9 protein-coding genes, 1 pseudogene and 1 riboswitch are annotated in these 11,539 nt (G+C 34.2%); of the genes and pseudogenes, 5 read left to right on the top strand and 5 right to left on the bottom strand.

Annotation, left to right across the window (positions count from 1 at the left end):
- The first annotated feature begins 34 nt into the window (after window positions 1-34).
- The 3 genes from KA894_RS08970 to copZ all read left to right on the top strand — a co-directional run bounded on the left by KA894_RS08970 (window position 35) and on the right by copZ (window position 4,306).
- Complete coding sequence (locus KA894_RS08970; RefSeq protein WP_119487702.1) at window positions 35-1,486, top strand: SulP family inorganic anion transporter; 1,452 nt, start codon at window positions 35-37, stop codon at window positions 1,484-1,486.
- Between the two features lie 174 nt (window positions 1,487-1,660).
- Window positions 1,661-4,045 (top strand): heavy metal translocating P-type ATPase, encoded by a 2,385-nt coding sequence (locus tag KA894_RS08965; protein WP_119487701.1) that lies wholly within the window; start codon window positions 1,661-1,663, stop codon window positions 4,043-4,045.
- A 54-nt stretch (window positions 4,046-4,099) separates the two neighbouring features.
- Window positions 4,100-4,306, top strand: coding sequence for a copper chaperone CopZ (gene copZ / locus KA894_RS08960; RefSeq protein WP_096808354.1), 207 nt, complete (start codon window positions 4,100-4,102; stop codon window positions 4,304-4,306).
- A 190-nt stretch (window positions 4,307-4,496) separates the two neighbouring features.
- Here copZ and KA894_RS08955 read toward each other — a convergent pair whose 3' ends face one another.
- The 5 genes and pseudogenes from KA894_RS08955 to KA894_RS08935 form a co-directional block, all read right to left on the bottom strand.
- Complete coding sequence (locus KA894_RS08955) at window positions 4,497-5,495, bottom strand: D-lactate dehydrogenase (RefSeq protein ID WP_103373056.1); 999 nt, start codon at window positions 5,493-5,495, stop codon at window positions 4,497-4,499.
- A 22-nt stretch (window positions 5,496-5,517) separates the two neighbouring features.
- Window positions 5,518-6,675, bottom strand: a complete 1,158-nt coding sequence (locus KA894_RS08950) for an aminotransferase class I/II-fold pyridoxal phosphate-dependent enzyme (RefSeq protein ID WP_119487700.1) — start codon at window positions 6,673-6,675, stop codon at window positions 5,518-5,520.
- Window positions 6,676-6,737: 62 nt separating this feature from the next.
- A riboswitch (SAM riboswitch) is annotated at window positions 6,738-6,846 on the bottom strand.
- 148 nt (window positions 6,847-6,994) lie between these two features.
- Entirely contained in the window at window positions 6,995-7,735 is a 741-nt protein-coding gene (locus tag KA894_RS08945; protein ID WP_119487699.1) for an aggregation-promoting factor C-terminal-like domain-containing protein, read from the bottom strand.
- Between the two features lie 519 nt (window positions 7,736-8,254).
- Window positions 8,255-9,297, bottom strand: a pseudogene (locus tag KA894_RS08940) (PTS sugar transporter subunit IIC).
- 334 nt (window positions 9,298-9,631) lie between these two features.
- The gene (locus KA894_RS08935) at window positions 9,632-10,063 is read right to left on the bottom strand and encodes a 6-pyruvoyl trahydropterin synthase family protein (RefSeq protein ID WP_096811192.1); all 432 of its coding nucleotides are present in this window, start codon (window positions 10,061-10,063) and stop codon (window positions 9,632-9,634) included.
- Window positions 10,064-10,192: 129 nt separating this feature from the next.
- Here KA894_RS08935 and KA894_RS08930 point away from each other — a divergent pair, with 129 nt between their 5' ends.
- Together KA894_RS08930 and KA894_RS08925 are read left to right on the top strand one after the other, a co-directional pair.
- A complete protein-coding gene (locus KA894_RS08930) occupies window positions 10,193-10,546 on the top strand; it encodes a DUF488 domain-containing protein (protein WP_119487698.1) in 354 nt (117 codons plus the stop codon).
- Between the two features lie 13 nt (window positions 10,547-10,559).
- Window positions 10,560-11,216: a DNA-3-methyladenine glycosylase family protein gene (locus KA894_RS08925; protein WP_096808348.1), complete on the top strand. Its 657-nt coding sequence runs from the start codon at window positions 10,560-10,562 to the stop codon at window positions 11,214-11,216.
- The last annotated feature ends 323 nt before the right edge of the window (window positions 11,217-11,539 follow it).

Genomic DNA, 11,539 nt, shown 5'->3' with positions numbered 1-11,539 from the left:
ATTACAATTGACTTTTAATAAAGGAGCACAGATTATGTTAAATAAATTAAAAAGAGAATGGCTCACTGCTCCAGGAACAAATATATTAGCAGGTATCGTTGTAGCACTTGCGTTAATTCCTGAAGCAATTTCATTCTCTATTATTGCAGGTGTAGATCCGATGGTCGGTCTATACGCATCGTTTATCATCGCTGTCGTCATTTCATTCGTTGGCGGCAGACCCGCAATGATATCAGCTGCTACTGGCGCTGTTGCTTTAGTAATTGTGCCATTAGTCCGAGATCATGGCGTCCAATATTTACTGGCTGCAACCATTTTAATGGGTGTAATTCAAATTATCTTTGGTTTGTTAAAGGTAGGCAGATTAATGAAATTCATTCCAAATTCTGTAATGATTGGGTTTGTGAACGCATTAGCTATAATGATATTTATGACACAACTTAAACATATCTTTGGTATTTCATTACCCACATACTTATTTGTAATTATCACGCTATTAATTATTTATTTATTGCCACGTGTTTTCAATCGTATACCTGCACCCTTGATTGCTATTGTCTTACTAACTATTACATATTTAGTTACTGGTGCAGATGTTAAAACGGTTGGAGATTTAGGGGAAATTAAAAAAAGCTTACCGCAATTATTAATCCCTGACGTACCATTTAATATGGAGACTTTTAAAATTATATTTCCTTATTCTATATCAATGGCAATTGTAGGTCTTGTAGAAAGTTTATTAACTTCACGTATCGTCGATCAAGCGACTGATAGTTATAGTAACAAAAATCAAGAAGCTCGTGGACAAGGTATAGCAAACTTTATTACAGGCTTTTTCGGTGCAATGGGTGGTTGTGCTATGATTGGTCAGTCGGTTATTAATGTGCGTTCTGGTGCAACCACACGACTTTCCACATTCACAGCAGGTGTGTTTTTAATCATCTTGATTATGGTCTTTGGTGATTGGGTTGTCCAAATTCCAATGCCAATTCTAGCTGGTATCATGGTGATGGTCTCTGTAGGTACATTTAATTGGGGTTCATTTAAATTTATACAAAAAGCCCCGCGTTCTGATGCATTTGTGATGATTTTAACGGTGGTTATCGTTTTATTTACAAGTAATTTAGCGCTCGGCGTCATTGTAGGTGTCATCGTCAGTGCATTATGTTTTGCTACAAAGATATCAAATGTCTCTGTTCAATATGAAGCCCGTAATCATCACATCTATTATAAAATTGAAGGACAAATTTTCTTTGTGTCTATCGACTCCTTAATGAACCAATTAGATTTAGAATTACGAGATAAAACGATTTATCTCGATTTTAGCCAAGCGCATTTATGGGACGATTCAGCTGTCAATGCAGTAGATACTTTAATAGAAAATTATAAAAAGAAAAATAATATTATCTATGTACAGCACCTTAATAAAGATAGTCGTAAAATCGTTTCCGAACTCAGCAAGGTCAATCAACAACATCTAATATAAGCTTGGTTTAAATCCTAAGCTAGCATCGTTTGTTATATACATTCTGGTGTTAGCTTATTTTATTTTGAACAAACACGTTGACTTTTATACCTATAGGGGGTATATTAAATTTAACAAATGGCTTAGATTTAATCATGCTATATATATTTATCGTAAAAGGAGGTAATCACTGTAATGGATAATAAGAAAAAAACGACATTAGGTATAACGGGTATGACTTGTACGGCGTGTGCAAATCGTATCGAAAAGAATTTAAATAAAATGGATGGCGTAGAAGCAAACGTCAATGTGACAACAGAAAAAGCAACCGTTGCATATAATACTGATACTACTTCCATAGAATCATTAACTCAAAAAATCAAAGACACTGGTTACGATGTAGTATCAGAAAAGACTGAATTGGATGTTATTGGTATGACTTGTGCTGCATGTTCAAATAGGATTGAGAAAGTACTCAATCGAACTGATGGTGTTGAACAAGCTAATGTCAATCTGACAACTGAAAATGCAACAATTGCTTATAACCCTGAAGCGACTTCTATTGATGATCTCATCAAAAAAATACAAAATATCGGCTACGATGCACAACCTAAAAAAGAAGCTTCAGCCAAACATTCACAAAAAGAACAAGAATTAAAAGGAAAACGGAATAAATTAATTATTTCAGCTATTCTCTCCCTACCTTTACTGTTAACGATGTTTGTCCACTTATTCGGACTACCATTACCAGGACTTTTAATGAATCCATGGTTTCAATTCATATTAGCTACGCCTGTTCAATTTATCATTGGTTGGCAATTCTACGTAGGCGCTTATAAAAACCTGAGAAATGGGTCAGCTAATATGGATGTATTAGTTGCATTAGGTACTAGCGCTGCATTCTTTTACAGTATTTACGAAATGGCAAAATGGTTAGCTACTTCAAACTATACGCCACATTTATATTTTGAAACTAGTGCAGTATTAATAACACTTATCTTATTTGGTAAATATTTAGAAAGCCGTGCTAAAACGCAAACCACGAATGCTTTAAGTGAGTTATTAAGTTTACAAGCTAAGGAAGCTCGTGTAATCAGAAACGGCGAGGAACGTATGGTCCCTTTAAGTGAAGTTATTGTTGGAGATCATATACAAGTTAAACCAGGAGAAAAAATTCCAGTTGATGGACAAATTATCAAAGGCATGACTGCGATTGATGAATCTATGTTAACTGGCGAATCTATACCGATTGAAAAAACATTAAATGACAATGTGATAGGCTCAACTATGAATAAAAATGGTTCTATTACAATAGAAGCAACTAAAGTAGGCAAAGATACAGCGCTATCTTCAATTATCAAAGTAGTAGAAGAAGCACAAGGTTCAAAAGCGCCTATTCAACGTTTAGCTGATATTATCTCTGGTTATTTTGTACCTATTGTTGTCGGTATCGCTATTCTCACGTTTATTATTTGGATTGCTTTTGTACAATCTGGTCAATTTGAACCTGCACTTGTAGCCGCAATTGCTGTATTAGTTATAGCTTGTCCGTGTGCCTTAGGGCTTGCAACACCTACTTCAATTATGGTTGGTACTGGTAAAGCTGCTGAAAATGGTATTTTATTTAAAGGCGGCGAACATATAGAGCGTACACATCAAATAGATACAGTTGTCCTAGATAAAACCGGCACCATCACAAACGGTAAACCAATTGTGACTGACTTTGACGGTGACGATGAAACGTTACAACTATTAGCAAGTGCTGAAAAAGATTCAGAACATCCATTAGCTGAAGCAATTGTTAATTATGCAAATAATAAAGATGTTAATCTATTAGATGCCGAATCTTTTGAAGCTATACCTGGCCACGGTGTCAAAGCAACAATCAATAAAAAAGATATATTGATTGGAACACGTAAATTAATGACAGATTATCACATTGATGTAACAATGTCTGAAGATAACTTAATGAATTATGAATACGAAGGCAAAACTGCTATGTTAATTTCAATCAATCAAACATTGCGAGGTGTTGTAGCTGTAGCTGACACGGTCAAAGATTCTGCCAATGAAGCGATAAAACAATTACATGAATTAGGTATTTCAGTTACGATGCTTACAGGCGATAATGAACGAACAGCGCAAGCCATCGCTAAACAAGTTGGGATTGATTCAGTTATTTCTGAAGTATTGCCTGAACAAAAAGCTTCAAAAATTACATCACTTCAAGATGAAAATAAGGTTGTTGCAATGGTTGGTGATGGGGTTAACGATGCTCCAGCCCTAGTTCAAGCTGATATAGGCATTGCTATTGGTACTGGTACTGAAGTAGCTATAGAAGCAGCGGATGTTACAATATTAGGCGGAGAGTTACTATTAATACCGAAAGCAATCAAAGCGAGTAAATCAACTATAAGTAACATTAGACAAAATTTATTTTGGGCTTTCGGTTATAACGTCGCAGGTATTCCTATTGCAGCTTTAGGTTTACTTGCACCATGGGTAGCTGGTGCCGCTATGGCTTTAAGTTCAGTGAGCGTTGTAACAAATTCACTCAGATTAAAACGAATGAGATTATAATCAAACTTTGTGATAATAACTATATAATACCTTTAATTTAAGGAGGTGATTCATATGACAACAGAAACAATTAAAGTTGAGGGCATGAGCTGCGATCATTGTAAACATGCAGTAGAATCTGCACTTACAAACCTAGACGGTGTATCAACAGCTGATGTAAATCTTGATGCCGGAAATGTTAAAGTCGATTATGATGATAATAAAGTTTCCATGACAAACATGAAAGAGGCAATCGAAGACCAAGGTTACGACGCTAAATAAAAATTATATTTCTATCTGAAAATAATGAGAGGGAGCGAGACAGAAATCACAATTTCTAAGATGATTTCATTGTCCCGCTCCCTCTTCGTTGATTAGAAGAGTGGTGTACAAAAGCGGAAGTCCATATATAAGTGTGATTAACTCAAAAGAAAGTTTACAAGAGCTAAAGTACTTGCGCCCACTTCATATTTTAATTCACACGAAACTTACTATCACCTGTTTTTATTACTTCTAATGTTGCATCCAACGCATCGACAATTAAATTTTCAACCGCAGCATCCGTATAGAAAGCAATATGCGGCGATATAATTACATCTTGTCTTTCAATCAATTTAATTAATAATTCATCATCTAACTGCGTATGGCGTTGATCACTTGGAAACAAACCTTTTTCACCTTCATAAGTATCCAATGCAGCACCTTTTAGCTTCCCACTATTTAATGCATCTACAAGAGCTTGTGTATCAACGATTATACCACGTGCACAATTGACGAACACAGCACCTGTTTTCATTTGAGCAAATAAATCTGCATCAAATAAATATGTATTGTCCTCTGTTGCAGGAATATGCACTGTGACAATATCTGCGTCTTTGATAGCTTCATTTATACTTTCTTTGTATGTTAAATAAGTCTCGCATGATGATTGAGGTTCAATATCATAAGCCAATACTTCTGAACCAAAACCCTCTGCAAAGATCTTTCCAACAATAGACCCAATTCGCCCCGTGCCTATTATTGCGATTTTCAAATCTTTAATAGAGCGTGACATAATACTCGGTTGCCACCTAAAATCATATTGTGCAGTTTTATTTTGAATATCATTAAAATTCCTGATTAAGTTCAATGCTTGTGACACAGTATATTCTGCTATAGAATGTGGAGAATATGAAGGTACATTTGTTATAACTAATCCATATTGATTGGCTAGCTCGAGATCATAGCTATCATATCCAGCGCTTCTCTGTGCAATTTGTTGTATACCATAATCATGTAATTTCTTATAAACTACTTCATCTAATTCAATTTGTTGCGACAATGACAGCCCATCAAACCCTTTCACACGATCTACTGTTTCTGCTGACAACAAATCGCTATCTAAATCTACTTCAACTTGATTGCTTTCTGCCCAATTTTTAATAAAGGGTATATCTTCTTCTCTAACACCAAATAGTTTAATACTCGTCATAAATTGTTCCACTCTCACTTTCTTATTTATAAAGATGTTTTAAAGATTGAAGTCGCTCTGCCGCTTCCATTAACCTCTCGTCATCCACTGCTAATGAAATACGCACATAACCTCGCCCATGTTCGCCAAATGGTATACCAGGCGCAACTAAAATAGACTTTTCTTTTAATAAATAAGCCTCAAAACGTTCACTATCATAATTTTCAGGCATTTTTAGCCATAAAAATATACCACCTTGCATCGGTTCAAACGGGATACCCGCTTCAATTAATTTAGCTGTAAATTTATCTCTACGCGCTTTAAAAATTTCATTTTGATACACTAAAAAATCGTCATAATGATTTAAAGCAAATGTTGCTGCGTCTTGTAATGCACCAAACATACCTGCATGCGTATGTGTTTGATATTTTTTCAATGCTTGGATTATATCTTTATTTCCTACTGCAAAACCCACCCTGAAACCTGACATATTATATCCCTTAGACAAAGAGAAGACCTCTACTGCTAAATCTTTAGCACCTTCTGATTGTAAAATGCTAGGATTTTTATGATCAAAACCAAATGCACTATAAGCAAAATCATGAACAATCTTAGTTTTAGTTCCTTTAAATTGTGCAATTGCTTCATCAAATACATCTTTAGTAGCAACAGAGCCTGTTGGATTATTAGGATAAGTTAAGTAAACTAGGCGCGTATTTAATAAAACATCTGTATCTACGTTATGCCACTGTGGTAAATAATAAGGAGGCGTTAACACCAGCGGCTGCGGTTGTGCACCTGCTAATTGTACGCCTGCCAAATAATCTGTATAACCCGGATCAGGCAGGAGCACATTTTCACCTGGATTAACTATACAGGTAGGTAAAGCAACTAATCCATTTTTTGTACCATAAAGTATACAAACTTCATCTTCCTTATCTAGTTCAACACCAAACTGTCTTTGATAAAAATCAACAATGGCTTGTTTAAATGTTTCTTTGCCATGAAATGCTACATATTTTTGATTTTCTGGTTTTCGGATTGCTTCTGCAAAACAATCAAGGATACCTTTGGGCGTTTCACCATCAGGAATACCTACAGCCATATTAATCAATGGTAAAGGGCCATGTTCTATTGTACGTCCCATTGTTTTTCCAAAGTAGCTATCTGGAATTTGTGCTAATCGATCTGACATTACCATTAAAAAGCCCTCCTAAAATAAAAAACTATATGCCCCATTAAGTGGCATATAGTTTTACATGACACTTATCTTTCAAGCATTTCACTTGTTGAAAGTAGCACAGTACTCATAATGATAAGTCTGTTGCTGAAGTTTCTACGGGTCAACCCCCTCCACCTCTCTGGATAAGTTAATTTGTAATTAATTTACATTAATTTTATCAGAATATTCTAACATGTCAATTAGCATTCACCTTTTTTATTAAGATAAAAAAAGAGAGCAACTCATTTGAGTCACTCTCTTATATATCACCAAACTATCGAGTTCAGTGCTGTAGATTTTACCACCAACCGTGGCTTGCACGGAAAGCAAGGGCAGCTTCTTCAGAACCATAACGTTGTTTTGCATAGTTAAGCATACCTTTAGTTTGATCAGCTACTGAACCAGTTCCCCATGATTCTTTAGTTTGACCTAAGCCTCTGTAACCAGCTGGGTTAACCGCATTCGGGTTACCGCTTGATTCAGGCATTACGATTGAATTCCACATAGCTTCTGAACCACCAGCAGCTAAGAATTGAGCTTTTACTGAGCCACCAGTTGAAGCAGCTGATGTTTGCGCTACGTTATAAGCTTTTGTTGCTACGCTTGTTTGCGTAGTTCTCACGTTTGTAGACGCTGAAGCTTTTGGTGCTGCTACTGTTACTGGAGTAGCATATGATTGTTGTGAACGTACTTCACTTGCTGATTTTTCATTTGTATTTACACTTACTTCTGAGCTTACATCTTGTGTAGTGTTAGATGATGAAGCTTGTGTACCTGCTGCATGGTATCCCCATGACCACGTGTTACCGTCTGATGTAAAAGTAAATTCATTGCCATCTAATACGAAATTATAGTTATAGGCACCAGCATGTAACGGTTGTTGATCTAATTTAGCTGAACCGTTTAATGCTAACTCAGCTAAATGTGCTTTGTCGATGTTTTGTTCTGAAGCATGTGCTTGATTGTTGTCAGATGTTGCTGCGTAACCTGTTACGCCTAATGCTACTGCTAATGATGAAGCTAAAATTGTTTTTTTCATAGTAAAATAAATCCTCCAAATTTAAAATCTAATAAAATATATTTTTGATAGTTTTGTTGTCGTATTTGCTAAAATCTTTTAATATTTATGTCTTAATTTTTTACCATAGCTAATATATCATATAAATTTATCAATCGTATTACACTTATATAACAAAACTTTACAAAAATCATATTGCTTTGTAACATTGAAATATTTTGATTTATTTAGCGTAATACTTAAGAAAGTCTTTCTGAATCAGTTATATATCCATACTGTTATAGAAGGTCTTAAAATATAAAAAGCATTATAATTTCTATTATCTGAAAAATTACAAACCACACTGTTGTTACATCATTGTAATACGTATTTTCTATATATTTTTTATATTTTAGGGCAATACTTGCAATTTTTTTTGTTAAAAAAATAAAAAGACCTCTGATTTGAGGCCTTTTTACATTTCTTATGATACCAATAATTATATGTATACGATTAAATATTACAAAAACTTATTTCTTAACTCAGGTTTAGTTATCTGATTTACGCTAAAAATTTAAATATATCTTGGTGATATAACTTCAATACCCTCATATAAAATACATTAATTAAATAACCAATGATAAAAGGCACTACAAAGAACGCTATAAATACGATTACTAAATTCAGTAGTAATGAAGCTTCTATATGTCTAAATGCACTAATCGGCCCTACTAAACCGATGATACCAAAGCCTGCTGACTCTTTTGTACCAGCAATACCTAACAAAGCTCCAAAAAATCCTGTTATTAACGCGTTAGTAAATATAGGTAGTAAAATGATGGGGTGGCGTACCATATTCGGAATCATCATTTTAACGCCACCTAAAAATATCGTAAGCGGCACACCAGATCTATTTACTTTCAATGTTCCAGCAACAAGGACGCCTTCACATGCAACGATACCTAACGAAGCAGAGCCTGCAGCTAAGCCACTTATCCCAATAGCTAAAGCTGTTGCCACAGTAGAAATTGGCGAAATAATTAGAAAGCTGAAGACAAGCGCAATCAGCATTGACATCAATATGGGTTGTAATTCTGTAAATGTATTGACTAGGTTACCTATACCAGTAGTAATCATTTGTACATATGGAAGTATCGTTATACCTATTAAACCTGAAATAACACCTACTATCGTAGGTAAAATAATCAATGTTAAACTTCCAAAACGTTCGCCTATAACCAATATAAAAAATACTGCAATCTCAGCAGTAATCATTGTGTTAATTAAATCACTACACCAGCAAGCATCCAAACACCATTTTTAAATTGTGCTACACCACTTCCCACAAAAGCAGCACTCGCGACTACGGCTGTCGCTAATGGTGTTAAACTAAATCGCATTGCAATTAATGCGCCAACCAATAATGGCACGGTAAATTGAATACCTAACACGACTTGAAGTAATGTTTCAAAAATATCATGTTTTGGTGCTAAAAACTTAAATAATTCTCCTAAAATAGCATTAGGTATAAGACCAGCAACAATAGCAATTGCTACTCCTGATAATACGTTATTTATAAATTGTTTTGGGCTTACTTTTATCATAGTAGCGCCTCCTAAGATGTGATAACTAAAAATATAACATATTATCATAATTTTCAGAATATTTATTTTTAATTTAATGTACTTTTATTTCAAATGGTTGTTATAAAAAAGCAGCGGGCATAGAAACCATGCATTTTATTATGATACTTTTTAAACAATTAGCTTACAAAAATGCTAATTAAAAGCGGGTAACTGCGCGCCCGCTCTATTATGATATGCATAATTCATTCAATATTTGAATATATATCGGTTACAATGAAACATAAGGTATTGTTTTAATTTTGCTTAAACACATAAACCATATAAATTAAACGTTCATACTTAATTTCATCAACTAGTTTGCTTCCATTCGTTCTCTAGTAAGCACTAAACCTTGCGTTTCATTTTCAAAAAATTCTAGTTTTTGAAGTGTATTGTTTTCTGGTAAAAACTGTTCAAATTGTTCCCAGATCCAAAATGCAATATTCTCAGCAGTGGTATTCATCGGCGGCAAGGCCTCATTAATAAGTTGACCATCTAAATAGGTCGCTATTTTTGATTTATAAATTTTATCTACTTCATTAAAATCTAAAGCTAATCCATAATCATCAATTTGGGACAAAATTTCTATATTAAATTGATAACGTTGATTGGCTAAATCTTTATGCACCGTTTGCGTAAAATATATTCGGTTATCACAAGTGAACTCGTAGTAATTTTTAATAAGCACCGCGTTACTACGATATTTAAATTGCTTAGGTGGTTGAACATTTTCAAAATTTGTCATATCAAATTCTCCTTTATCCATTTTATACTCTTATACCCTTTACTATAGAATATATGGTTAATGTTTCTGTGGTTTTATTTAAGGCAATAGATATATAACTACATTTTATAAAAGGAGAAGATATATCTTATGACAATTCAAATCCAACGTATTTATGAAAAACCGCTTAAAGATGGTATACACATACTTGTTGATCGTGTTTGGCCAAGGGGTGTCTCAAAAGCAAAAGCAAACTTAGACCATTGGATCAAAGATATTGCACCAACAGCCGAATTAAGAAAGTGGTTTAACCATGACCCTCAACTTTACGCAGCCTTCAAAGAAAAATATGAAAAAGAACTACGTGAAAATAAGGATCAAAAACAAGCTTTCAATGATTTACAAGATATTATCGCTAACAGTAAGCAAGATGTGGTTTTATTATATAGCGCAAAAGACAAACAACATAATCAGGCCATTGTCCTACAAGAAATATTACAATAAGGTGTGATTCATTATGACTACGCAGTATATCAATATTCAAGATTACGCCGTTCAAGAACTCATGCAACAAGACCCTACTTTAGCAAAACTCATACAACATATTGGCAATATAGAAATACACCTACGCCCCGATCCATTAAAATCATTAATTCGCTCTATTATCGGCCAACAAATCACTGTTAAAGCTGCTGCTGCGATTTTCCAAAGATTTTCGATAGCTATTCATGACATTTGGTCTGTGCAAGTCATTTCAAATTTAAGTGAAACAGAAATGCGCAATTTAGGTTTATCTAAATCTAAAATAAGCTACGTTCAAAATTTATTATCCCATGTGGAACAAAATAAACTTGACTTCACAGCTTTAAGTCGTTTAAATGATTCGGATGCTAAACATGCATTAACTGAAATTAAAGGGATTGGGCAGTGGACAGCTGAAGTTTTTTTAATGTTCACATTGCAACGGCAAAATGTATTACCCATCTATGACGTTGGCTTACAAAAAGCTGCTCAATGGTTATATCAAACTTCAACTTTAGAAAGAAAAAAACAGCTCAAGCTCTGTAGAGAACGGTGGAGCCCCTATGCTTCCATAGGTGCTTTTTATTTATGGAAAGCCATTCATCAAAATCTTTTAAGTTATGATTCTATTGATTCACTTACAAATGAATGATTACGATTCAAACATAATATGACAAACATTTAACAGATTCAAATACAAGTTAATATCCGTTTTTCGAAATTTTGGAGTTCATACAGGACACAAATAACACCTCGTCAATCAATATAGTATATTCAAGAATTACTTAAAAATATAAAATCCCACTTCTCAAATAATCGAGTTAGTGGGATTTATACATGAATTTGGACAATTAATACTTAAATTAAACGCTATCTTCCTAGCCACCTTTTCTGAAATAGAGAACAAATGATTTGAGAAGTATGCGATAACTGTGCCATCTCAACGGTTTTACTTCATTTGTTATCATTATAATC

It is taken from the genome of Staphylococcus sp. GDY8P131P, from assembly GCF_017891975.1.
Lineage (GTDB): Bacteria > Bacillota > Bacilli > Staphylococcales > Staphylococcaceae > Staphylococcus > Staphylococcus nepalensis.
Note: the sequence above shows the minus strand (reverse complement) of the source record. Positions and strands in the feature narration are given on the sequence as shown.

Bases quoted from the DNA above. Each gene is read 5' to 3' on its own strand.
- KA894_RS08970 (WP_119487702.1), top strand. From the start codon at position 35: ATGTTAAATAAATTAAAAAGAGAATGGCTCACTGCTCCAGGAACAAAT.
- KA894_RS08965 (WP_119487701.1), top strand. From the start codon at position 1,661: ATGGATAATAAGAAAAAAACGACATTAGGTATAACGGGTATGACTTGT.
- copZ (WP_096808354.1), top strand. From the start codon at position 4,100: ATGACAACAGAAACAATTAAAGTTGAGGGCATGAGCTGCGATCATTGT.
- KA894_RS08955 (WP_103373056.1), bottom strand. From the start codon at position 5,495: ATGACGAGTATTAAACTATTTGGTGTTAGAGAAGAAGATATACCCTTT.
- KA894_RS08950 (WP_119487700.1), bottom strand. From the start codon at position 6,675: ATGGTAATGTCAGATCGATTAGCACAAATTCCAGATAGCTACTTTGGA.
- KA894_RS08945 (WP_119487699.1), bottom strand. From the start codon at position 7,735: ATGAAAAAAACAATTTTAGCTTCATCATTAGCAGTAGCATTAGGCGTA.
- KA894_RS08935 (WP_096811192.1), bottom strand. From the start codon at position 10,063: ATGACAAATTTTGAAAATGTTCAACCACCTAAGCAATTTAAATATCGT.
- KA894_RS08930 (WP_119487698.1), top strand. From the start codon at position 10,193: ATGACAATTCAAATCCAACGTATTTATGAAAAACCGCTTAAAGATGGT.
- KA894_RS08925 (WP_096808348.1), top strand. From the start codon at position 10,560: ATGACTACGCAGTATATCAATATTCAAGATTACGCCGTTCAAGAACTC.